Annotated in this window: 1 protein-coding gene; it reads left to right on the plus strand. The window is 60.3% G+C overall.

The window, feature by feature from the left end; translation table 11 throughout:
- Positions 1–257: aconitase family protein (locus AAEY83_RS16570; protein ID WP_351060822.1), on the plus strand; the 257-nt coding region annotated here is incomplete at both ends.

The following is a 257-nucleotide window of genomic DNA, read 5'->3' on the forward strand; positions in this document are numbered from 1 at the left end:
TGGCCGTTGATCAGAACGTGCCGGACCCGGCCAAGGAAATGGATCTGGTCAAGCGCGACTCGATCGTCCGCGCCTTGAAATACATGGGTTTGACCGCCAATCAGGCAATCACCGACATTCAGCTTGATCGCGTATTCATCGGTTCCTGCACCAACTCGCGCATCGAAGACTTGCGCGCTGCTGCGGTCATCGCCAAGGGCCGCAAGGTGGCCTCGACCATCAAGCAGGCGATCGTCGTGCCGGGCTCGGGTCTGGTC

This window comes from Psychrobacter sp. TB20-MNA-CIBAN-0197, from assembly GCF_040309765.1.
GTDB lineage: Bacteria > Pseudomonadota > Gammaproteobacteria > Pseudomonadales > Moraxellaceae > Psychrobacter > Psychrobacter submarinus.